The organism is Actinoplanes rectilineatus (assembly GCF_000962825.1).
In the GTDB taxonomy this organism is placed as follows: Bacteria; Actinomycetota; Actinomycetes; order Mycobacteriales; family Micromonosporaceae; genus Actinoplanes; species Actinoplanes rectilineatus.
Map to the genome: position 1 here is coordinate 15,231 of NZ_JZKF01000091.1, position 21,878 is coordinate 37,108.

At 72.0% G+C, this 21,878-nt stretch carries 15 protein-coding genes; 3 read left to right on the forward strand and 12 right to left on the reverse strand.

Annotation, left to right across the window (positions count from 1 at the left end):
• Window positions 1–5 precede the first annotated feature (5 nt).
• Window positions 6–287, forward strand: a complete 282-nt coding sequence (locus tag WH85_RS38905; RefSeq protein ID WP_045747161.1) for a hypothetical protein — start codon at window positions 6–8, stop codon at window positions 285–287.
• Between the two features lie 117 nt (window positions 288–404).
• On the opposite strand, the gene WH85_RS47785 is transcribed toward WH85_RS38905, so the two are convergent.
• Window positions 405–1,889, reverse strand: a complete 1,485-nt coding sequence (locus tag WH85_RS47785) for a S8/S53 family peptidase (protein WP_052721120.1) — start codon at window positions 1,887–1,889, stop codon at window positions 405–407.
• Between the two features lie 44 nt (window positions 1,890–1,933).
• Here WH85_RS47785 and WH85_RS38915 point away from each other — a divergent pair, with 44 nt between their 5' ends.
• On the forward strand, window positions 1,934–4,735 hold the full coding sequence (locus WH85_RS38915) for a CHAT domain-containing protein (protein WP_045747162.1): 2,802 nt from the start codon (window positions 1,934–1,936) through the stop codon (window positions 4,733–4,735).
• Between the two features lie 23 nt (window positions 4,736–4,758).
• Here WH85_RS38915 and WH85_RS51105 read toward each other — a convergent pair whose 3' ends face one another.
• Both WH85_RS51105 and WH85_RS38925 read right to left on the reverse strand, forming a co-directional pair.
• Window positions 4,759–5,400, reverse strand: coding sequence for a hypothetical protein (locus tag WH85_RS51105; RefSeq protein WP_052721122.1), 642 nt, complete (start codon window positions 5,398–5,400; stop codon window positions 4,759–4,761).
• Window positions 5,397–5,957, reverse strand: a complete 561-nt coding sequence (locus WH85_RS38925; RefSeq protein ID WP_045747176.1) for an RNA polymerase sigma factor — start codon at window positions 5,955–5,957, stop codon at window positions 5,397–5,399. Before WH85_RS38925 ends, WH85_RS51105 begins: the two co-directional genes overlap by 4 nt.
• A gap of 275 nt (window positions 5,958–6,232) precedes the next feature.
• Here WH85_RS38925 and WH85_RS38930 point away from each other — a divergent pair, with 275 nt between their 5' ends.
• On the forward strand, window positions 6,233–7,075 hold the full coding sequence (locus WH85_RS38930) for an AfsR/SARP family transcriptional regulator (protein ID WP_052721123.1): 843 nt from the start codon (window positions 6,233–6,235) through the stop codon (window positions 7,073–7,075).
• A gap of 13 nt (window positions 7,076–7,088) precedes the next feature.
• Here WH85_RS38930 and WH85_RS38935 read toward each other — a convergent pair whose 3' ends face one another.
• From WH85_RS38935 to WH85_RS38975, 9 genes are all read right to left on the reverse strand, one after another.
• On the reverse strand, window positions 7,089–7,484 hold the full coding sequence (locus tag WH85_RS38935) for a hypothetical protein (RefSeq protein WP_045747163.1): 396 nt from the start codon (window positions 7,482–7,484) through the stop codon (window positions 7,089–7,091).
• Between the two features lie 71 nt (window positions 7,485–7,555).
• Entirely contained in the window at window positions 7,556–9,907 is a 2,352-nt protein-coding gene (locus WH85_RS38940) for a glycoside hydrolase family 3 N-terminal domain-containing protein (protein ID WP_045747164.1), read from the reverse strand.
• On the reverse strand, window positions 9,904–11,184 hold the full coding sequence (locus WH85_RS38945; protein WP_157411487.1) for a glycoside hydrolase 5 family protein: 1,281 nt from the start codon (window positions 11,182–11,184) through the stop codon (window positions 9,904–9,906). The genes WH85_RS38940 and WH85_RS38945 overlap by 4 nt, the downstream gene beginning before the upstream one ends.
• A 5-nt stretch (window positions 11,185–11,189) precedes the next feature.
• The gene (locus tag WH85_RS38950) at window positions 11,190–12,011 is read right to left on the reverse strand and encodes a carbohydrate ABC transporter permease (protein WP_211275585.1); all 822 of its coding nucleotides are present in this window, start codon (window positions 12,009–12,011) and stop codon (window positions 11,190–11,192) included.
• Window positions 12,008–12,946, reverse strand: coding sequence for a carbohydrate ABC transporter permease (locus WH85_RS38955; protein WP_045747167.1), 939 nt, complete (start codon window positions 12,944–12,946; stop codon window positions 12,008–12,010). Before WH85_RS38955 ends, WH85_RS38950 begins: the two co-directional genes overlap by 4 nt.
• Window positions 12,946–14,229 carry an ABC transporter substrate-binding protein gene (locus WH85_RS38960; protein ID WP_045747168.1) on the reverse strand — a complete coding sequence of 428 codons (1,284 nt, stop codon included), beginning with the start codon at window positions 14,227–14,229 and terminating at the stop codon, window positions 12,946–12,948. Before WH85_RS38960 ends, WH85_RS38955 begins: the two co-directional genes overlap by 1 nt.
• Window positions 14,230–17,121 carry an alpha-mannosidase gene (locus WH85_RS38965; RefSeq protein WP_045747169.1) on the reverse strand — a complete coding sequence of 964 codons (2,892 nt, stop codon included), beginning with the start codon at window positions 17,119–17,121 and terminating at the stop codon, window positions 14,230–14,232. It abuts the gene before it with no gap.
• Window positions 17,122–17,205: 84 nt separating this feature from the next.
• The gene (locus WH85_RS38970; RefSeq protein ID WP_045747170.1) at window positions 17,206–18,225 is read right to left on the reverse strand and encodes a LacI family DNA-binding transcriptional regulator; all 1,020 of its coding nucleotides are present in this window, start codon (window positions 18,223–18,225) and stop codon (window positions 17,206–17,208) included.
• A gap of 42 nt (window positions 18,226–18,267) precedes the next feature.
• Window positions 18,268–20,868, reverse strand: a complete 2,601-nt coding sequence (locus WH85_RS38975; protein ID WP_063775588.1) for an endo-beta-N-acetylglucosaminidase — start codon at window positions 20,866–20,868, stop codon at window positions 18,268–18,270.
• Window positions 20,869–21,878: the final 1,010 nt, after the last annotated feature.

A 21,878-nucleotide genomic window follows, 5' to 3' on the forward strand; every position in this document is an offset into this window, starting at 1 on the left:
GCGCGGTGGGATACACCGACTGGTGGCTGGGACGGCAGCACGCCGAGAACGAGACACACCGGATCGCCGCGCAGACGGCCTACGACGACCACTGGCGCCGGCTGACCGGTAACGACCAGGAGCTCGTGCTCGGTGTGCTGTCCGCCGCGTTCGAGGCGGTGCCGGGCCGGGCGCCGGTCGGCGCGGTCGCTGTCGACGCCTGCCGCAGGAGGTGCAGGAGGCGTTCGTCACCGCGCACGCAGGCTGAACCGCAGGCGGCGGCCGGGGCCGGCCTCGTGCGGGGATGAGACAAGCGCAGAACTGAGCGCCGGCTCGGCGGCCGACGGGACGCCGCCGGGCACGGGACACATGGCGATCAACGGAACAACGCCGGGCACTCGGCGGCCGACAGGACGGGCCTGACCCTATCCGCGGGGGATCAGCACCGCGCCGACCCCGGGGATCGCCCGCTGCTGGCCGATCCGGATCAGCGCGCCGGCGGCGGTCCGCCCGTTCTCGCCGGTCTGCGACATCCGGGCCGCGACCATGCCGGCCACGATCGGCGTGGCGAACGACGTGCCACTCCACCCTGCCAGCCCGGTGAAGGTCGCGGACATCGGTCCCTCGCCGGGCTGCCGCTCCTGGTAGTCGTAGTGGCCGGCCGGGTACGCGTTGATCACGTCGGTGCCCGGTGCGTACACGTCCACCCAGCCGCCGTGGTTGCTGAACACCGCCCGCTGGTCGAGTGTGGCGTCGAGCGCCCCGGCGGCGACCGCGAACGGGGCGGCGGCCGGCCAGAACGGGCCGTGACTCGCGTCGTTGCCGGCCGCGGCCACCAGCACCACGCCCTTGTGGTGCCGCAACCTGCTCTCGTTGAAGGCAGCCAGGCCCAGCAGCCCGTTGTCGTCGAAGGTGTACGTCCCGGAGGACAGGCAGATGACATCCGGGTGGTCCTCGGCCAGCACGGTGCGCAGGGTGTCGACCACCTCGGTCTCGAGGGCGGCGCCCCGGTGGAAGAACAGGGTACGGACGACGACCGTGGCCGCCGGGGCGACCGTCCGCACCAGGCCGGCGATGAACGTGCCGTGTCCCCGGTAACGCAGGTCGTCCCGGGCCCCGGTGGGGTCGTTCCGCAGGGCCGCCGCGGCCCGGTCCGCGGCGGCCGGGTCCTCGATCCCGGTGACACCGGTCATCCAGGGCGTGGCGTCGCGGGTCGCCTCGTCCAGGGCGGTGTCCACGACCACCACCCGGACGCCGGCCCCGGCCTCCGGATCGGATTCCGGGGCGGGCCAGAGGGGCGTGCCGGGAGCGACGGGAACGGGCTCCGAGTACGGGCAGTGCCCGGCGTCCCCGGACCCGTGCGTGAGGTGCAGCAGGTGGTTGACCGAGGCGGCGCCGTCGCCCAGCGGCGTGGCCGCGAGCCGGACCCGCCGGCCCTCGCGGTCGGTGCCGTGCAGGATCAGGTGGAGGACGTCGATCGTGGAGCGGGGGACGTCGCCCTGTCCCAGCGGCAGCGCCAGCAACCGGTGGCCCGGCACCACCGCCGGCGGCTCGTCACGCGGCCGTCCGTCGCCCGGTCGCGGGTCCGGTCGCGTGTCGTCCTGCTGCCTGTCGTCCGGTTGCGGGTCCGGTCGCGTGTCGTCCGGCTGTCCGCCGTCCGGGCGCGTGCCCGGCTGTCTGTCGTCCGGGCGTCCGTCGTCCGGCCTGCTGCCCGGTGGGCGGAGGTCGACGGGACGGCCGGCAAGCCCGGCGATGATGGCGGTGGCACGGGCGACGGCGTCGTCGCGTACCAGGATGTGTCCCCTCTGGAAGAAGAAGCCGGAACCGGCCTCGAGATCGAACGGTCCCTGGCGGATGTAGTCCCGCTGCGCCCTCCGCCGGAGAGCCCAGCTGTCGTCGACCGGTTGCATTCCGTCCTCCTGTCCTCGGGTCACCGTTACGTAGACTGCGGTCCATGCGGCCTGATACGCCGGACCCCGAGCGACTGTTGCCCCTGGCACTGGCCCGGCCGCGGCAGGCGTACGCCGAGGCGACCCGGCTGCTCGACGGCGGCCCCGGCCCGTACACCGCGTCGATCGCCCACCAGGTGCGCGCCATCGTGGTCCGCGACCACGGCGACCACGTGCGGGCAGTCCGCGAACTGCGGCGCGCGGTCCGGCTGGCCGGCCGCTCCGGTGACCCGGAACGGCTCGCCGACGTGCGGGCCACCCTCGGGTTGACGCTCGGGCTCGCAGGGCGTACCCGCGAAGGTCTTGATCTGTTGAACGTGGCCCTCGACGGACGCCGGGGCGCCTCCGCCGGCCGGATCCTCGCCCGGCGCGCGGGTCTGCTGCGCAGCTGCGGCCGCCTCACCGAGGCCCTGGCCGATCTGCGCCGCGCGATCGTGCTGCTGGGGCGGGCCGGCGACGCAGTGTGGGAGGCCCGGTGCCGCAGTCACCGGTTCCTGATCTACGCGGCGGTGGGGCAGGCGGCCCGCGCCGACCGGGACCTGGTGATCGCCGAGCGGCTGTTCGTCGCCGCCGGCCAGGACCTGGAACACGCGATGACCGTGCACAACCGGGCCGAACTGGCCTTCCAGGTGGGCGACCTGCCGCGGGCGCTGGGATTGCTGGACGAGGCGCAGAGCCGGTACGACGCGCTGCGGGCGAACCGGCCGACCCTGCCGACGGACCGTTGCCACGTGCTGCTGGCGGCAGGCCTGGCCGGGGAGGCGCTGACCGTCACTGATCAGGCGTTGGCGCGGCACGTGGCGCGCGGTGGCGAGGCCACCCGGACGGCCGAGCTGATGCTCGCGGTGGCCGCGGCGGCGCAGGCGGCCGGGCGTCCGGAGGTGGCCGCGCACCGAGCGGCGCAGGCTCGCGCGCTGTTCCGCCGTCAGCACCGGCGGGCCTGGCAGAACCGGGCGGCGTTCGTCGAGCTGCAGGCGCTGGCCGACACGACAGCCGGCTTCGGGCTCGGTACGACAGACGGATCCGGGGCGGGGACGGCGGCTGTGACCGTGGCCGGAACTGTGGCCGGGGCGGACGCCGGGACCGCTTCCGGGGCAGCGGGCACGGCCGGGCTGCGGCGGCGGGCCATCGCGCTCGCCGACGAACTCACCGCGAGCCGGGCGCCGGAGGCCGGTGCGGCGGATCTGTTGGCAGCGCGGTTGTGCACGCCGGGCGGTGCCGCCGCCGACCGGCATCTGGCGCGGGCGGCCCGGGCCCGGCACCGGGGGCCCGGCCTGACCCGGGCGGCGGGATGGCTGGCGCAGGCCCTGCGCGCCGAGGCCCGCGGATCGGCCCGCGGCCTGCTGACCGCGTGCCGGCTCGGACTCGAGGCGGTGGCCGAGCATCAGCGCGGCCTGGCGGCGCCGGACCTGCGGGCGCATGCTTCGGGGTACGGCCGGCGGCTCGCCGCGATGGCCCAACGGCACGCGGTGCTGCGTGGTGATGCGCGGATGCTCCTGACCTGGAGTGAACGCTGGCGGGCCGGCGCGCTGGCGCTGCCCCCGGTCCGGCCGCCGTCCGATCCGGACCTGGCCGCCGACCTGGCCGCGCTGCGCGGCGTGATCCGCTCCCTGGAGCAGGCCCGGCTGGCCGAGGACCCGGTGGACCAGCTCGACCAGCGCCGCCGCAAGCTGGAGGCGTCGGTCCGCTCCCGGGCCCGCCGGGTACCGGGCGGCACGACCGGCGGCGGACCGGGCCGGATGCGGATCGGTGACCTGCTCGACGGGCTGGCCGGGCACCGGCTGATCGGGCTGGCCGTGGTCGACGGCCGCATCCACGCCACCACGGTCGCCGGTCGCCGGGTGCGGGCCTTCCCTGCCGGGACGCTCGACGCCGCCATGCGGGAGGCGGAGCTGGCCCGGTTCCTGCTGCGCCGCCTCGCCCACGGCCTACCGTCGCCGCGCTGGCGCGAGGAACTGGCCACGGCCGGCGCCCGCTTGCAGGAGCTGCTGCTCGGCGCGGCCGCCGGCCTGCTCGACGACGGCCCCACGGTGATCGTGCCGCCGGCCCGCTTCCACACCGTGCCGTGGTCCCTGCTGCCGGCCCTGACGGGCGTACCGGTGGTGGTGTCGCCCTCCGCGCTGATGTGGCTGCGCGCCGGAGCCGCCGAGGAGCCCGGCACCGGCGCGGCCGTGTCCAATGCCGGTGCGGCCTCGTCCGTTGCCGGCGCGTCCTTGTCCAATGCCGGTGCGATCGCTGGGCGGGCTGGGGAGCGGCGGGTGGTGGTGGCCGGTGGACCGGGACTGCCGGGTGGGGCGGGTGAGGTCGCCGCGGTGGCGCGGGAACACCCGGGGGCGGTGGTGCTCGACGGTCCGGCGGCGACCGTGGACGCGGTACTCGCCGCACTGGACGGGGCGTGGCTCGCGCACATCGCCGCGCACGGCCGGTTCCGGGCGGACAACCCGCTGTTCACGTCGGTCACTCTCGCCGACGGTCCGCTGACCGCCTACGACCTGGGCCGGTTGCGGCGGGCGCCCCGGCAGCTGGTGCTGTCCAGTTGCGACTCGGCGGTGGCGGCCCCGGTCGGTGGCGACGAACTGCTGGGCATGGTCAGCGCGCTCGCGCCGCTCGGCACCACCGGGCTGCTGGCCAGTGTGGTACCGGTCAACGACGGGGCGGCCTGCCCGATGATGGTGATCGTTCATCGGCGGCTGGCGGTGGGGGAGTCGTTCGGTGAGGCGCTGTGTGCGGCCCGGGCCGCCGCGCGGGCGACCGGTGACCCGGTGGCCATCGCGACGGCGGCGTCGTTCATAGCCGTCGGACGCTGAGAGTGCCGATATCGCGGCCATGGTCACAGGGTCATCCACTCGGTCAGGACGACCGCCCCGTCCGCCGTCCGGCACCGCAACCGGGCCGGACCCGGTGCCACCCCGGTCACCACGAAACGGCCCAGGTCGTCCGCCTCCACCGGCGCCGGAGGCAGCCCCGGATCCGGCCCCGCCCGGTCGAGCATCAGCCCGTCCACCGGCGCCCCCGTGAGCTGACCGATCAGGGTCAGCGCCGCCCCCTCCCGGTGGACTTCCAGGTCGAGGTGGACGTCGCCGTCCGCGTACCGCAGCATCCGCCCGTCGCCCTCGGCACCCCGGACGACCGCCAGGGTGTCGCCGCGGACCGCGGCGGCCGTGTCGGCGATCAGCCGGGCCAGCCGGGCGTCCATCCGCCGGGTCTCGAAGGCGGCGTCCGCGGCGGCCAGCACCGCCTCCGGGGTCGGGTCGGCCGTGTCGAGTACCCGGCGCAACCCGGCGAGCAGGGCGTCGTCGTTCCGGTGTGACGCGGTGGGCGGGCTGTCGTCGTCGCGGTGTGGCGTAGCGGGTGGGCTGTCGTCGTCGCGGTGTGGCGTGGCGGGCGGGCTGTCGTCCTTCCGGTGTGGCGTGGCGGGCGGGCTGTCGTCGTTCCGGTGTGGCGTGGTGGGCGGGGCGTCGTCGGGGTTCACAGCGGGTACGGCCCCGCCGCCAGCACCTCCCGCAGGCGGGCCAGGCAGCGTTGCCGGGTCGGGCCGATGCTGCCGATCGGCATGTCCAGCGTCACCGACACCAGCGCGTAGCTCGGTGGCGGGTCCGCCAGCAGCAACCGCAGCAGGGTCTCGCAGCGGGGCCCGAGGGAGCGGAACGCCCGCCACAGCGCGGCGTCCCGTTCGGTGCGCAGCAGGTGCCGGTCCAGCGGTTCGGACGGTCCGGGCAGTTCGTCGAACCGGTCCTGGTCGATCACGCGCTGCCGCCGGGCCAGGGTGTCCAGGCACTGGCGGCGCATCGTGGTGGTCAGCCAGCCGCCGACCCGGTCGGGTTCGCGCAGGTCGTCGAGGCGTTCGACGAGGCGCAGCCATGTGGTCTGCACGGCGTCAGCCGCGTCGTCGGGCCGTAGCCGCATGCCGCGGGCGACGGCCCACAGCCGTCCGCTGTAGCGCCGGACCAGTGCCTGCCAGGCGTCGCGTTCGCCGGCACGGATCCGTTTGACCAGGTCCTCGTCGCTCGTATCCTGCCAGCCGGCCATCGCGACCACTCCCGGGCTCGGGGACCGAACCCCCATTGTCGGCACGCCCCGGTGACGCTGTCCATGCACCTGTCGGTGACTTGTCGTGTGTCCTCATACCGGTCAGGACGGTTCGCCCGGTCGGCTGATACCGGTATCAGCTGGCCTCGGTGGGCCCTCTCTGCCAATGACGAACGCCACCGGCGAACGCTACTGACGAACGCCGTCGGCGAAGAGCGGTGACGAGGGCTGACGAACGCCACCGGTGAAGGCCGATGAGGAGGGGAGATGCCGGGATGACACGGATCTGCGCCTGTCTGCTGGGCGAGTTCCGCCTCACCGTCGACGGCCGGGAGGTGCGCGGACTTCCCGGCCGCCGCGGCCGGGACGTGCTGGCCTACCTGCTCACCCACCGGGAGGCGGCCTGCCCGGCGGACGTCCTGATGGAGGCGATCTGGCCGGGTGCGTGCCCGGCCGCCGCCCACAACCGGCTCCATGTGGCGCTCAGCGGCGCCCGCCGGGCCCTGCGGGAGGTGTCGGCGGCGACGATCGTGGAGCGCGGTCCGGGCGGTTACCGGATCGGCCGGCGGGTGGAGGTCTGGACCGATGTGGAGCGTTTCGAGGCCGCCTGCCGGGCGTCCCGCATGGTGCGGACCGAGGGGGTACGCCCCGGCGAGGAGGCCGTCATGTTGGCCCGCGGTGACTTCCTCGCGGGTGAGCCGTGTGCCCCGTGGGCGCTGGCCCGGCGGGCGGCGGTCCGAACGCAGCTGCTCGAGGTGCAGAGCCGCCTGGTCGCCTGCTATCTGGCCCGCGGTGACTTCGGGCCGGCCGCGACGCTCGCCCACCGGGTGCTCGCCGACGACCCGTGCAACGAGGACGTGCACCGGGCGCTGATGCTCTGCTACGCGCGGACCGGGATGCGGCACCTGGCGTTGCTGCACTACCGGCAGGTGGTCGAGGTGCTGTGGGACGCGCTGCGGGTCCGCCCGTCCGCGGAGACCGAGCGCCTCCACGACGAGTTGCGCCGCCCGTCCCCGGAGACCGAGCGCCTTCACGATGAGCTGCGCCGCCCGTCCCCGGAGACCGAACGCCTCCAGGACCGGCCGCGCCGGCCGGGAACGGTGCCCCAGCCGGCGTAGCCGTGGTCGCAGGTCACACGATCTGCACGGTGGTGCTCTCGATGTTGGAGATGTCGAAGTTCACGCCCGCCTCGACCTTGTACGAGGCCCGCGCCACCAGCACGTCCCCGGCGGCCACGCCACCGGGCGCCGGGAAGGTCACCTTCAGCGTCTCGGTCCGGAAGGTCTGCTCCTGGGCCTTCAACGGCTCGTCGATCTTGCCGCTGCCGACGACGGCCCCGGTGAACAGGTTGACGACCACGACCCGCAGGAGGTGGTGGCTGACCGACTCGTTCAGGTCCTTGCCGATCTCGATGTCGGCGTGCACCTCGTACCCGGCGGCGTCGTCGAGGGTGGTGACGGCGGTGTTCTTGGCCGTCTCGGTGAAGAAGAGCCGTACGATGCGGGCGTCCCCGTCGTTGGTACCCATTGCTGTGCTCCTTGCGTCGCCTGACTTGACGCCGGTAGCTGACCAGCCCGCACTTACCGCGCACTTATCGATCAGGCGTCCCTGATCGCGCCGTCCGCCCGGTCACCAGCGCCGATCCCCCTTACGAGTACCAGGCGGGCGGACCGGAGATCGGCGACGGACGTCCCGGTCTGGATCTCCACCACGCCCGGTTCGAGGTACGGCCGCCCCACCTCGTCCACCGCATGCAACTGCTCGGCGCCGACCGGCAGCTCGACCGTCACCGACTCGCCGGCCGGCACCGGGACCCGCCGGAAGCCGCGCAGTTCCCGGCTCCGCGGCCAGGTCGCGGCGGTGACCCGGCGCAGGTGGAGCTGGACCACCGCGGTCGCGTCCCGTGGGCCGTCGTTGTTGACCGTGACCCGGCAGGTGATCTCCCCGGGCGCCCCGATGTCGATCACCGTGCCGCTCAGGACGGGTGCGGACACCGCGAGACCGGCCGGCCCGCCCGCTCCGAACGGCAGCAGCGGCCCGGGTGGCGCGTCCAGGTAACCGGGCCAGTCGTGGTCCCGGTGGTTGTAGTGGACCGGCAGGCTCGCCGCGTCGCGGGGCATCGACACCGGCAGCCGCCCGGTTGCCTCCCGCCGGCCGAGCAGCACGTCGGCGACCACCGTGCCCAGCGCCGGACCGGGGTAGAACACCGTCAGGCAGGCACCCGCCGCGGCCAGTTCGGCGCCGATCACGTGCGGACGGCCCTGCACCAGCACCACCACCAGGGGTGTGCCGGTCGTGGCCACCCGGCGCAGCAGTTCCCGCTGGCCGTCGCCGAGGCGCAGCCCGGCCAGGTCGACGCCCTCCCCGGCGGTCATCTGCGACGCCGGCCCGCCGGCCCGGGCCGCGCCGTTGACGTCGAAGGACACGCCGTCCTCGCGGGCGCTGGACCCGCCGAGGCAGAGCACGACGGCGCCGGCGTCGCGGGCCAGGTCCACCGCGGCCGGGATCGCCCCGTCGGCGCCGGTGGCGATGTCCGCGCCGGGGGCGGTGGTGACGGTCAGGCCGGCGTCGCGCAGGGCCGCCGCGACGGTGACACCGCTGCCGGGGCGCTGCGGCGCGGTGTAGTCGCCGAGCGCGTGCGCCACGGTGTCGGCGTGCGGGCCGAGCACGGCCACCGTCGTGTCCCCGCGCAGCGGCAGCAGGCCGGCGTCGTCGTGCAGCAGCGTCACCGACCGGGCGGCGATCTCCACCGACAGCCGGGCCGCCTCGCCGGCCGGGGGAGCGGCGACGTGCACCGGCGGGTCGAACAGGCCGAGGCGGAACTTCAGCGCCAGCACCCGGCCGACGGCCGCGTCCAGGTCCGCGGTCGTCGCCAGGCCGGCCGTGACCGCGGCGCCGACGTGCGGGAACACCTCGTCCCACAGGCTCAGGTCGGTGCCGGAGCGCAGGGCGAGCGCGGCCGCCGCGACCGGGTCTCCGGTCATCCGCAGCAGGCGGTCCAGCGCCGTGCCGTCCGCCATGATCAGCCCGCGGAAGCCCAGGGACTCGCGGATCACCGTCGTCAGCAGCCACCGGTTGGCGGCGGCGGGCAGCCCGTCGACCTCGCTGTACGCGGCCATCATCCCGGCCGCACCGGCCGCGGCGGCGGCCCGGACCGGGGGCAGGTGGATCTCGGCGAGTTCCCGCCGGCCCAGTTCGGTGGCGGCCCAGTTGCGCCCGCCCACGGTCGCGCCCTGCCCGGCCGCGTGTTTGAGCACGACCGCGAGACGGTCCGGCGCGATCGGCGCGCCGGCGCCGCAACCCTGCATCCCGCGTACCGTCGCGGTGGTGAAAGCGGCCGCGAGGTGCGGGTCCTCGCCGAAGGTCTCCTCGGCCCGGCCCCACCGCGGATCCCGCAGCACGTCCAGCGTGGACACCAGCGCGACGTGCGCACCCCGCGCGCGGACCTCGGCCGCCACCTCCCGGCACGCTTGTTCGTAGAGGTCCGGGTCCCAGGTCGAGGCGACCGCCAGGGCGACCGGCAGCACCGTGCCGTCCAGCGCCTGATGCCCGTGCGGTACCTCCTCGACGAACAGGGCCGGGATGCCCAGCCGTGACGTGGCGACGATCGTCCGCTGGATCTCCGCGCACAGCTCGGCGCTGTCAGAAGCGGTCACGCCGGTGTCCCAGGTCTGTCCTGACCAGGCGTCCGCGCGCTGCAGGCCGTAGACCGCGCCGATCCCGCCGAACCGCCGCGCCTCGGCGACCAGTTCCTCGGTGGCCGCGAAGCGGGAGGCGGCGGAGCCGGGCGCGGTGGAGCCGGGCGCGGTGGAGCCGGATGCGGTGCGCCGCCAGGCCCGCCAACCGTAGAGACGCTGGTTGACCTGGCCCACCTTCTCCTCGAGGGTCATCCGGCCGAGCAGGTCGGCGACCCGTGCGGCGACCGGCAGGCCCGCGTCGCGGTAGGTCATGCTTGGAACATCTCGCTGTCGCTGACCGCGCTGTAGACGCCCGGTGTGTTGTGCGCGGCGGGCGGGAACACGGAGGCGTACCCGTGATCGGTCTCGGACAACACCAGAGCGGGCCGGACGCCGCGCGCGGCCGCCTCCATCCAGGCCGTGAAAACGGCCCCACCGGGTGCGAGGGTGGTCCGGCTCACCGGGACGCCCGCGCTGTCCGCGGGGATGCGCACGGCCACGGTACGAGGTGACGCCGGCCGTTCCCGCCACGCGGCGCGGACCTGGCCCGCCACCTCGGCGAACGCCTTGCCCAGTGGCTTGACCGTCCCGTCGGCGTCGAACAGGCCGAGCGAGTGCTCCAGGTCCGGGAAGTCGCCGAGGCCGCGCCGCACGTCGTGCGAGCACCACCAGGTGACTCCCCACAGCGCGTCCGACTCGGCCGCCGCCAGCACCGTCCGCCGGCAGAACTCCGGGGCCTGCGCCTCGGTGAGGCAGTTGAGGGGTGCGCCGACCTCCTGCAGCCACACCGGCCGGTGCGGGTCGGTGGCGAACGCCCGGGACAGCTCGATCAGGTATTCGGCGTGCCGGATGCTCTGCTCCGACATCGCGCCGTAGTGCTGCGCGGTCCCGTTGAAGATCCACGAGTGGACGGCGGTCACGTCGCCGAACCGGCTCGCGTGGGTGGGCAGGAACGGGTGCCCGTCCTGGTACCAGACGGCGTCGTACTCGGCGTGCACCCGCAGGCCCCGGCCGTCCGCGGGGGCCGCGGCCAGCAGGGTCTCCAGCCAGGCGGTCACCTCGGCGGGGGTGGCCGGCATCGGGCTCGGGTGCGGGCGGGAGGAGAACTGGTTGACCTCGTTGCCGAGCGTCACGCCCAGATAGCCGGGCAGGTCGGCGACCGCGCCGTGCACCGCCGCGACCAGGTCGGCCTGGGCGGCGACGGCGTCCGGGTCGGTGAACATGTTGGTCCGGTGCCAGCTGGACAGCCACGACGGCAGGAAGTCGAAGCTGGACAGGTGGCCCTGCAGCACGTCGACGCTCGCGTCCAGCCCGGCCTCTCCGGCGATCTCCATGACCCGGCGCACATCGGCGAGGGCCTGGTCCCGGATCAGGGTCCGGTTCGGCTGCAGCACCGGCCAGAGCGGCAGCACCCGCACGTGGTCCAGGCCGAGCGCGGCGATGCCGTCCAGGTCGCGGCGGACCGCGTCCCAGCGCGGCGACAGCCACTCGTAGAACCAGTCGCCGGACGGGACGTAGTTGACGCCGAAGCGGGGCGTGGCGTTGTGCACGGGGATCATCCTTTGATGCCGCCGGCCTGCAGGCCGCGGAAGAAGTAGCGTTGGAGCAGGGCGAAGACGGCCAGGATCGGGACCAGCGCGATGATGGTGCCGGCCGCGATCAGCCGTGGGTCGGAGACGAACGTGCCGCGCAGCCGGTTCAGGCCCAGGGTGAGGGTGTAGTTCTCCTCGCCGGAGAGCACGATCAGCGGCCAGAGGAAGTCGTTCCAGGCGCCGACGAACGAGAAGACCGCCACCACCGTCATCACGCCGCGGACCTGCGGGGCGCAGATGTGCCGGAACCGCTGCCAGACGCCGGCGCCGTCGATCCGGGCCGCCTCCTCCAGTTCGTTCGGGATGGACTGGAAGGCGTTGCGCATCAGCAGCACGTTCAGCGCGCCGACCGCGGTCGGCAGCGCCACCCCGAGCAGGGTGTCGGCGAGCCCGGTCGAGCGGACCAGCAGGAACTGGGCGATGATGATCGCCTCGATCGGCACCAGCAGGGCCACCACGAACAGGCCGGTGACGAGGCCGCGGAACCGGAACCGGAGCCGGGCCAGGGCGTACCCGGCGAGGGTGGCGCCGGCGACGTTGCCGCCGACCACGATCAGCGCCACGAGACCTGAGTTCCACACGTAGCTGAGGACCGGCACCCGGTCCAGCACGCCGGTGTAGTTGTCGAGTGTCGGATCGGACGGGATGATCTGCGGCGGCTGGGCGTACAGGTCGTCGCCGGGGCCCTTGACCGACAGTGACAGCTGCCAGAGAAGCGGTCCGGCCAGCAGCAGGAAGAACCCGGTCAGCACCAGGTAGCGTCCGGCCCTCTGGGCGCGCGTCACTTGTCGCCTCCCCGGTTCTGGAACCACAGCTGGGCGGCCAGCAGACCGCCGAGCAGCACGAACATCACCATGCTGATCGCTCCGGCGTACCCGGTCTGCGCCTGCAGGCCGGTGCCCTCCTGCTGGATGAGCATGGTGACGGTGATGTTCTGGCCGCCGGTGCCACCGGTCCCGCCGGTGAGCACGTACACCTCGCCGAAGACCCGGAACGCCGACACCGAGGAGAACAGGCCGATCAGCGCCGACGTGGCCCGCACCCCGGGCACGGTCACGTGCCGGAACTGCCGGAACGGTCCGGCGCCGTCCATCGCGGCCGCCTCGTACAGCGACCGGTCGATGTTGGCCATCGCCGCCAGGTAGATGACCATGTAGTAGCCGAGGCCGGTCCAGACCGTCACGACCATCGCGCTGATCAGTGTCAGCCAGCGGTCGCTGAGGAAACCGATCGGCTCGTTGATCACGCCGAGCCAGCCGAGCAGCTGGTTGATCAGGCCACGGGTGTCCAGCAGGTTGGTCCAGATCAGGCCGACGATCACCGACGACATGACCACCGGCAGGTAGTACGCGGTCCGGAAGAACCCGAGGATCCGGGTGGTGCCGTTGACCAGGGCGGCCAGGGCCAGTGGCGCCGCGATCATCACCGGGACGACGCAGACCACGTACAGCATCGAGTTGACCATCGCGGTGCGGAACCGCTCGTCGCCGGCGAGCCTGACGAAGTTGTCGACGCCGATGAACTGTCCGGGTTTGAGCAGCGTCGCGTCGGTGACCGACAGGGCGAGCGTGTTGACGAACGGGAACAGGACGAAGACCGCGACGATCAGGAGGGCGGGCGCCAGGAACAGCCACGGCGCCCACCACCGGTCGTGTGTCCGGTCGGCCCCGCCGCGGGCCTGGCCGGCCCGCGACGGGGTGATGGTGGTGGTGGTCGTCATTACTTGGGCAGGTTGTCCTGCGCGTACTTGACCGACTCGTCCAGCGCGGCCTGCACGTCCTTCTTGCCGAGGACCGCGAGGGCGATCTGCTCGCGCATGAAGTCGACGCTCTTGCTGGAGAACGCGGCCGGCCAGTACACGATCGCCTCGGAGACGGCCTTGGCCGACTCGACGCGCAGCTTCGCCTCGGGGGTGCCGTCGTCGGTGGTGAAGTACGCGTCCTCGAGGGCACCCGCCGCGGACGGGAAGATCGCCGCCTTGCTGCTGAACCCGAGCTGGTTCTCCCTGTTCGTGGCGAACTTGGCGAACGCGACGGCCGTGGCGGTGTTCTTCGACTTCGCGTTGACGGCGAGGGACTCGATGTACATGTTCGGCTTGTCGTTGGTGATCTGCGGGGAGATCGCCACCGTCTCGGCGATCTTCGGTGCCGTCGACTTGAGGTCCTTCAACGTGTACGAGCTGCCCGGCAGCCAGCCGACCTGACCGGCCTTGAACGCGTCCACCTCACCGGTCTGCAGCTCGTTCAGCGTCGCCTCGGTGAGCCCGCCCGCCTCGAACAGCTGCTTGTACCTGGTCACCAGCTCGACACCCTTGGCGTCGTTGAAGGTGAACGTCGTGCCCTCGGCGTTCATCAGCGGAACCCCGTACGCGCCGAAGGTCTCGATGGCCGGAAGCCGGCCCACCATGGTCTCGCCGCTCTTGCACTTACTCGCCATGGTCTGGCCGGCGGTGAACAGCGCGTCGAAGGTGGTCGGCAGGGCGGCCTTGTCGACGCCGCACTTGTCCAGCAGCGCGGTGTTGAAGAACGACGGGCCGGTGTTCAGGTACCACGGGTACGCGTAGGTGCCGCCCAGCGACGGGAAGTGGTTCGCGTCCCACGCCTTCGGCAGGTAGTCCTTCGCCGCGTCCGGGTCGGTCTTCGACAGGTCCAGCAGCATCCCGGCACCGGCCAGGGTGAACGCCGCCTCCGGTCCGATGTCGACCACGTCCGGCAGCGATCCGGCGGCCGCGTCCGCGGACAGCTTGTCCTGGTACCCCTCCGGCGGCTGGTCGATCCACGTGACCGTGGTCCCCGGGTTGGCGGTCTGGAACGCCGTCACCAGGCCGGTGAAGTACTCCTCGTAGCCGCCCTTGAGGTTCCAGGTCTGGAAGGTGATCTCACCCTTGATCTCGCCGCTGACGGTGGCCGTGGTGTCGTCGGAGCCGGAACCCCCGACCCCGCACGCGCCGAGGGCGAGCGCGGCGACGACGGGAAGGACGAATCTTGCCGGTTGACGGAACATTCAGCGCTCCTTGATGGGGGAAAAGCGGAGAGTCGTGATCTGGTACGGGCCGAGGATCAGGCCGTCGCCGTTCGCGGGGGACTCGGGGCGCTCCAGCAGATCGGTCTCGGTCACCGTGGCGGGGAAGGAGGCGTGCGGGCGTGCGGTGGCCCGGCCGCCGCGGCTCTCGTGGATCCGGACGATCACGTCGCCGCTGCGGTCGTCGGCCAGCTTGATCCAGTCGATGACGGCGGCGCCGGACTCCAGTCCGAGCTCGATCAGCGGCTCGGTGTCCGCGAGGCCGTCCAGCCGTGGGGCGTTGAGGTCGTCGGCGGCGGCCCGGGTGGCGGTCTCGTCGCCGGCCACCACGGCGAACCGGAAGGTGTGCCGTCCCCGGTCGGTGTCCGGGTCCGGGAACCGCGGGGCGCGCAGCAGCGTGGGCCGGATGTCGGTGCCGCCGGGGATGCGGCGCACGTCGCAGCCGTAGGTGGAGTCGTTGACGACGCCGACACCGAGGCCGGGTTCGCCGACGTGCACGAAGCGGTGCGAGCAGACCTCGTACTGGGCCTCGTCGGCGAGGGTGTTCTCGTGGGTGGGGCGGTCGAGGGCGCCGTACTGGGTCTCGTAGCGGGCCCGCAGCGTGCGCACGCCGACCGGGATGCTCAGCTTGAGCAGGTGTTCCGTCTCCTGCCAGTCCACGTCGACGGTGATGTCGAGCTGCGCACTGCCCGGTAGCAAGGAGTAGGTGATCGTGAAAGCCGACTCATCGTGATCAATCAGGGCCGAGATCGACATGTCTGAGATTTCGACGCGGGCCGCGGGGAGCGCACGCTCGTTCCGGAACACGTGACGGTCCAGATCCCAGGCGTCCCAGCGCACCGGCTCGTCCCGGAAGAGGCGCAGCACCCCCAGGTCACCCACGTTGAGCTGACGACCGTCCCGCAGGTCCACCAGCGACACCACGTGCCCGTTGTCGCCGATCTCGGCCCGCAGGATCCCGTTGTCGAGGACGTTGCCCACCGGCGCGACCGGAGTGACATCGCGGACGACCTGCCAGCCGCTCACCCGCCCCGGTGCGCCGCCGCCGGGGACGAGCCCGGTCAGGTCGTCGAGGAGGGCGTCATAGGTGGCCCGCGCCTCCCGGTGCACCCAGGAGATCGACGACCCGGGCAGGATGTCGTGGAACTGGTGCAGCAGTACGGTCTGCCACGCCTTCTCCAACTCGTCGTAGGGGTATGCCACCCCATCGCGCACCGCCGCCACGGCCGCCAGGTACTCCACGGTCCGCAGCAGCGCCTCGGCCCGCCGGTTGCCCTGCTTCATCGCGATCTGCGAGGTCAGCGTGCCCCGGTGCAGTTCCAGGTACAGCTCACCGGCCCACACCGGCGCGCGGTCGCCCATCTCCGCCTCGGCGGCCGCGAAGAACTCCTCCGGCGAGCCGAGTTCGACGCGCGCCGTACCCTCGAGGTCGCGGAACCGGTGGGCGCGGGCGGCCATCTCCCGGTTGGGGCCGCCGCCACCGTCGCCGTACCCGTAGAGCAGCAGCGACCGTCCGGAGATCGCCTTGTCCCGGAAGTTGCGGACCGCGTGCTTGAGCTCGGCCGGGGTCACCTCGGCCGCGTAGGTGTCGGCCGGCGGGAAGTGCGTGAAGATCCGGCTGCCGTCGATGCCCTCCCACGCGAACGTGTGGTGCGGGAAGGTGGTGGTGTCGTTCCAGGAGATCTTCTGGGTGAGGAACCAGCGGTACCCGGCCCGGCGGGCGATCTGCGGCCACGCCCCGGAATACCCGAAACTGTCCGGCAGCCAGACGACCTCGCTCTCGTGGCCGAACGTCTCCCGGAAATAGCGCTTGCCCATGCTGATCTGCCGGACCAGGGACTCGCCGCTGGGCATCATCGCGTCGGACTCCACCCACATGCCGCCGACCGGGACGATCCGGCCCTCGGCCACCTTCTGCTTCACCCGTTCGAACAACTCCGGGTGGTCCTCCTGCACCCACGCGAACTGCTGCGCGGACGACATCGCGTACACCAGATCGGGATCGGTCTCCATCAGGGTGAGCACGTTGGTGAGCGTGCGGGCCACCTTGCGGCGGGTCTCGCGCAGCGGCCACAGCCAGGCCGAGTCGATGTGCGCGTGACCGATCGCGGTCATGGTGTGCGCGGAGGCGTGCGCCGGCTGGGCCAGCGCCCCGGCCAGCGCGGCCCGCGCCTGCCCGGTGGTCGGCGCGTCCAGGGCGGACTCGACGGCGGTCAGCACCCGCCAGTAGCGGGGCTCGTCGGTGTCCAGGTGCGGCAGCAGGTCGCCGGTCGCCTCGAGATCCCGCAGCAGGTCGAAGACGTCCGGATCGAACGCGCACAGCTGCGCCGAGACCAGCCGGTAGGGCTCCGGCTCACCGGGTCCGGGCTTCTCCCCCCACGTCGTCTCGACGAAGGGCGGCAGGCCGAGCAGCAGTGGGTTCGCCGCCGCTTCCACGTACACGACGAAGGTCCTGTCCTCAGCGACCAGACCCGGTGCGGCTCCGGGCCCGGTGAGCCGCACCCAGCCGTTGCGGGGATGCAGTGCCTTGACGGGTACGCCGTCCGGCCGGTACGCGAGGCCCTCGGCGTGGCCGCCGACGGAATGGTCGAACCAGCCCAGGTCGAGAACCAGCTCGACCGGTAGGCCGGTGTCCGGGACGCGCCCCTCGATCCGTAGCCAGGTGGTGCCCCAGGCGGGCGCCCAGGTGTCGCCGATCGCGAACGGGGTGTAGTCGGCCTCCAGCGCGCGGGCCACCGGCACCGGTTCGCCGTCGCCGTCGACCCGCCAGGCGGTGACGGTCACGTCGGCGACCGGGGTGTGCAGGCGGGGGCGGATGCGATCCCGGACCACCCGTTGCAGGCGTGCGAGGACGTGGGACGGATTCAGGTGCATGGGGCGCGACCTCCGATCTGGAGAGAACGCTAAAGCGCTTTAGTTCATGAGTCAACGGTGTGACGGAATCGATGCACATCGGCATCAGCGCTGCTGGGTGCTCTCCCGGACGGCGAGGTTCGGCTGCTGCGCGTCGGCGTCCGGCACCGGCTCGTCGTGGATCAGCCGCAGCAGCTTCGCCGCCACCGCCTCACCGAAAACCGCCGGATCACGCTGCACCGCGGTCAGCGACGGCTGCAACGCCGTGCAGATCGCCGAGTCCTCGCAGCTGACCACCGAGATGTCCGCCGGCACCGACAGGCCCGCGCTGCGCAGCGCCCGCACCCCGGCCACCGCGAGCACCTCGTTGTCGAAGACCACCGCGTCCGGCCGCACCGGCGCCTCGATCAGCCACCGGGTCGCGGCCAGGCCCTGCTCGTCGCCGTAATCGGTGCCGATCACCCCGGGCTCGGCCAGACTGCCCGCCGCGGCCTTGCGGAACGCCGCGATCCGCCGGTGCACGTGCAACAGGTCGGCCGGCCCGCTGACATAGGCCAGACGCCGGTGACCGGTCGCCCGCAGATGGTCGACGATCAACCGCATCGCCGCCGCGTCGTCGACCGTCACACACGGGAGCAGCTTCTTCGGATCCGGGCCACCGGCCAGCACGGCCGGAAGACCCAGTTCCTTGAGGTACGCCGGACGCGGGTCCCCCCGGCGCAGATCACTGATGATCACGCCCTCGACGCGGCGCTCCTCGCTCCACCGGCGCAACACGGCCAGCTCCTCGTCGACCGCGGAGGTCATCTGGAAGAGCAGGCCGTACCCGCGGGTGCTGAGCACGGACTGGGCGCCGGTCAGCAGCCGCAGGTAGAAGCTCTCCATGCCGAACTCCCGCACGTCGCGGGTCAGCACGAAACCGACGGTCATCGACGTGATGCCCGACAGCGTGCGCGCCGCGTGGTGCGGCGCCCACTGCAGCTCCTTGGCCAGGTCGAGCACCCGGCGGCGGGTCTCCTCGGAGACGCCGGGCCGGCCGTTGAGGGCGAACGAGGCGGCCGACTCCGAGATCCCCAGACGGGCGGCGAGATCCTTCAGGGTCGGGCGGTGGCGGCGCGGCGGCATGGATCCTCGTTCTTCTCCGGTGTGGCGTTACGGTACACGCGCCTACCTGATCACCGTGGTGGCCTTGTTCCCCGAGTAATCCTCGATCGTCACGGTCAACCGCGAGGTCGTGGACACCGGCGTGACGGTCAGCGCCACCGTCGTGGTCCGGCCCCGGATGATGTACGGCTTGGCGCCCGACGAGTACGTGGTGGCGAACGTCTTGGCCACCCCGTCCTCCTCGACGTACAGCTTGTACCAGTCCTTCGTCGCGGGCGTGTGGAACGTGTACCTGTTCCCGCTGATCGCGACCAGGTCCGCGGGGTAGGGCTCGACCGTGGTGTCCGCGTACTCGCCCCGGAAGGCCACCGGTGTGCCCTTCGCGGCCTCGACCGTCACCTGGTAGTGCCCGCCGTCGGTGGGCCGGCCGGTCAGCACGGCCTCGGTGGCGGTGTCCGGGACCGCGACGCCGTCGACGGTGGTGCCCTTGCCGGCGTTCCGCCACTTCACGGTGAGGGTGCCGTCGGCTGCGGCGGTGGCGGTGACAGCACCCGGACCGCGGGTGAAGTCGTAGTCCAGTCGCTGCGGCTTGCTGACACTGCCGTCGTGGCCGATCGCCCGCAACTCCAGGGTGCCCTTCGTCTCGGCTTTCCCGGCCGTGAAGTGCTTGACGTACAGCACGTCGTCGTAGACACCGCCCAGGTAGCGGCCGTCGTCGTAGACGGCGTACTCCGCGACCTCGTCGTAGGGCGCCAGGTCCCAGCCGAGTTCGAGTTCGTCGCTGGCGGTCAGGGCTCCGCGGATGTGCAGACCGGTCGGCTTGCCGGGGGTGTGCTTGCGACCATCGTTGACGGTGAGGCGGCCGATGTTGACTTGATAGTCATCGACCGTGGCACCGTCAACATCGAGGCCGACCGTGGCGATGGTGCGACCCCGGTGGGCGCCGAGGTCGAGCGTCGCCGTCGTCCAGCCCGCGGTCTGCACGCCGCTGTCCGGGACGGGGATGGTGACCACCGTCGACGGGTCGTCCGTGAACGTCAGGGCGGCACTCACCGTCGAGGCGTCGGTGGGGGAGACCTTGCGGTAGGTCAGGTCGATCGTCGACTTCGTGTCGACTCGCAGCTCGGTACGGTAGAGCTTGAGGTGGTTCCTCCCCGTCAGATCCCCCTGGATCACCAGGGAACTGCCACCCTGGTAGCCGCCGATCTGCTGGTAGTCGAAGCGGTCGGCCTTGACGTAGTCCGGTCCGTAGTCGTAGTCGACGCCGAGCGTGCCGGTGTTGTTCCACTGCCAGGTGACCGGCTTGTCCTGCACGTTGATGTTCGACCACTCGGCCCGGTCCGAGATCACGCCCTTCTCCCGCCACTCCAGTCCGTGGCCGGTGTTGAAGGTCGTGTCGAAGACGGTGCCGCCGATGGTCGAGCGCTCGGTGATGTAACTGTCGATGCCCTTCCAGCCGGCCGCGTCGTCGGTGGCGCTGCCGGTCGTGCTGCCGGTCCACCACCGGCGCTCCCGGTCGTACGCCCTCCACTGCTCGGCGTCGTCCTCCTTGTTCGCCATGTCCGCGTGCACGAAGTCCGCGCCCAGCGTGGCGATCGCGTTCATCGGCACACCGTTCGCGTCCAGGTTGTCCCGCAGGTCGTACGGCTGCTCGAACTGGTACATGCCGGCCTCGACCCCGGCGAACGACACCTTCCGCGGATCCAGGCCGATCGACTTCGCGTGCGCCGCCGACGACGTCAGGCGCGACCTGTTCCACCAGTAGTTGAGGAACATCGAGTCGCTGACGTCACCGAGCTGCGGATCCCTGACGAACGGGCTGTTCAAGCTGTTGAACGCGTTCTGGTACGTCCGTGCGCCGGTGGTGTCGTGCACCGAGTCGTAGAACTGCACGTACAGTCCCGCGTCCTTGATGACCTTCAGGAACTGCTTGTAGCGGGGGATGTCGGCGACCGCGACGGACGGTTCCTCCTGGTTGATGAAGTAGCCGTCGAAGCCGTACCACCGGGCCAGCTCGATCAGCTTGCGCGCCACCGGGTAGTCCCCGCTCGCGTCCTGCTTCAGCAACTCGGTGTACGTCTGGGTGCCCCGGTCGTTCTCCGAGAAGAAGATCGTCCCGAGCGACTTGACGCCGTTACGGTGCGCCGCATTGGTGTATCCGGCGTTCGGCAGATTCAACATGCCGAACTCGAACCACTTCTCCCGCCAGTCGGCGGTCGGGTCGTACATCTCCTCCGGCACACCCTCGACCGGCATCCCGTGCCACGATGCGTAGTAGTCGGTGTACTGCCAGAAGTTGAACAGGTACGCACTGAACTCGTTGTTGTACTGGTAGCTCTCGAAGAACGCGTTCCCGTAGTCTCCGGCGAGCGTCAGGTTCTCCACCGCCGGATCCAGGGCGGGGTGTTGCTGGGTCGCGCTCTGCGGCGAGACACGCTTCTCCAGGGGTACGCGGGAGCGCAGCAACTCGCCGAACAGATCCGACTCCGGTGTCCATCGCAGCAGGTCCGCGGTGGAGTATCCGTGCTGGTAAGGCTGGTTGGCACCCTTCGCCGCGTCCCCCGTCCAGGGCAGGGTGTCGCTGGCGCGGGCGGGCAGGGGCGCTGCGGTGAGCAGCAGGGCGGTGGCGGCCGCAGCCACCGCCGTCGTTCGTCTACGGGACACGATGACCTCCGGCGACGGAAACTAATGCGCTTTAGCGTAGGGACGAGCCTCGATCCCGACAACCCTTGCTCAACCAGCCATAATGCGCTTTAGTGGTAGTCGCTCCGTCGCCGGCCGGGCCGTCGCGATCGGCCCGGCCGGCCATGGCTCCTCCCTGTCGGCCGTGGCTCCTTTCGGCTGGTCATTCCCTCCCTCTGGTCATGTCCCTCTCGGCTGGTCAGGCACTCCCCGCTGGTCATGTTTTTTGGCTGGTCAGGCCCTCCCCGCCGTCACTTCTTCGCCCCGAAGTCGCCTTCTGGCGTCCCGTCGGCGCCGCCCCGTTGCCGGTTGTGCCGCTGTAGTCCGGGGCGCCGCCGCCCTGTTGCCGGTGTTCTGCTGTAGTCCGGGGCGCCGCCGCGTAGTGGTCCACTCCGACTCGTCATTTGTTCCGGCTGTCCACTTCCACCCGGAGTCAAGTCCTCGGGCCGTAGCCCACGGTTGTCCCCAAGGTGGGAGGGCGCCATGGACAACGGCCGGTCGACGGCAGGTGGGTGTCAGCCGTGGCCCACGGTGGTGTCCTTCGCCGAGCAGCGCCGTGGACGACGGCCAGCTGTGGCCGGCCGTCGTTGGCGGCCGTTCCCGCCTTCAGGGTTGAGCCGTGGGTGACGGCTGGGTGTTCTCGGCCGTCGTTCATGGTTGGGTTTAGTTGCGGGTTGGGCCGTGGGCGACGGCTGGTGGTGATCGGCCGTGCTTGACGGCTGTTTCTGGGTGCTGATTGAACCGTGGGCGACGGCTGATGGGGTTCGGCCGTCGTCCACGGTTGGTCCATCCTTCGAGATGAGCCGTGAACGACGGCTGGCGGCGGGCTGCTGGCGGCGGGCGGAACAGGGCTGCCTGGCCCGGATCGCGGCGGAGGCCGCCGACACCAAGCAGCCCTCTGTGCCAAGATCATGAGAGGCAAGATCTACTCTTGAAACGTTGAGTTGAGGGCGAGCGAGGAGACCACCACCGGTGGGTTCGAACAGTGAGGT

Excerpts from the sequence above, each read along its gene's own strand:
- WH85_RS47785 (WP_052721120.1), bottom strand. The coding sequence starts at position 1,889 with ATGCAACCGGTCGACGACAGCTGGGCTCTCCGGCGGAGGGCGCAGCGG.
- WH85_RS38915 (WP_045747162.1), top strand. The coding sequence starts at position 1,934 with ATGCGGCCTGATACGCCGGACCCCGAGCGACTGTTGCCCCTGGCACTG.
- WH85_RS38925 (WP_045747176.1), bottom strand. The coding sequence starts at position 5,957 with ATGGCCGGCTGGCAGGATACGAGCGACGAGGACCTGGTCAAACGGATC.
- WH85_RS38930 (WP_052721123.1), top strand. The coding sequence starts at position 6,233 with ATGACACGGATCTGCGCCTGTCTGCTGGGCGAGTTCCGCCTCACCGTC.
- WH85_RS38935 (WP_045747163.1), bottom strand. The coding sequence starts at position 7,484 with ATGGGTACCAACGACGGGGACGCCCGCATCGTACGGCTCTTCTTCACC.
- WH85_RS38940 (WP_045747164.1), bottom strand. The coding sequence starts at position 9,907 with ATGACCTACCGCGACGCGGGCCTGCCGGTCGCCGCACGGGTCGCCGAC.
- WH85_RS38955 (WP_045747167.1), bottom strand. The coding sequence starts at position 12,946 with ATGACGACCACCACCACCATCACCCCGTCGCGGGCCGGCCAGGCCCGC.
- WH85_RS38960 (WP_045747168.1), bottom strand. The coding sequence starts at position 14,229 with ATGTTCCGTCAACCGGCAAGATTCGTCCTTCCCGTCGTCGCCGCGCTC.
- WH85_RS38965 (WP_045747169.1), bottom strand. The coding sequence starts at position 17,121 with ATGCACCTGAATCCGTCCCACGTCCTCGCACGCCTGCAACGGGTGGTC.
- WH85_RS38970 (WP_045747170.1), bottom strand. The coding sequence starts at position 18,225 with ATGCCGCCGCGCCGCCACCGCCCGACCCTGAAGGATCTCGCCGCCCGT.